We start from the raw sequence: 254 nt of genomic DNA, 5'->3' as shown, positions 1-254 counted from the left end.
GTAGGCCTTGTCGGCCAGGATCCGGGCGGGTCGGGTACGCGGGCGTCCGACTCGGTGTGGGATGCGGATGGCGTTCATTACTGGCTCGTATCCGATGCGGTCGTGGCGTTGACCGGCGGTGGTGTGTCGGCTGATCGGGCGGCTCGCGCGGTCGGCGGCCAGGTGCAGCTTGGTGCCGTACCCGCCGCGGGAGCGGCCCAGGGACTCGCGGTCCTTGGGCTGCTCGTCCGCGGCGGTCAGTGTTTTGGGTGGCC

1 protein-coding gene is annotated in these 254 nt (G+C 71.3%); it reads right to left on the bottom strand.

Annotation, left to right across the window (positions count from 1 at the left end; all coding sequences use genetic code 11):
- Positions 1 to 254, bottom strand: a 254-nt coding sequence (locus ACLQ24_RS30640) for a transposase (protein ID WP_425895201.1), incomplete at both ends; no start/stop codon positions are given.

It is taken from the genome of Micromonospora sp. DT4 (assembly GCF_049841675.1).
In the GTDB taxonomy this organism is placed as follows: domain Bacteria; phylum Actinomycetota; class Actinomycetes; order Mycobacteriales; family Micromonosporaceae; genus Micromonospora.
The sequence above is the reverse complement of the archived record's forward strand: the minus strand, read 5'-3'. Positions and strand labels throughout refer to the sequence as shown.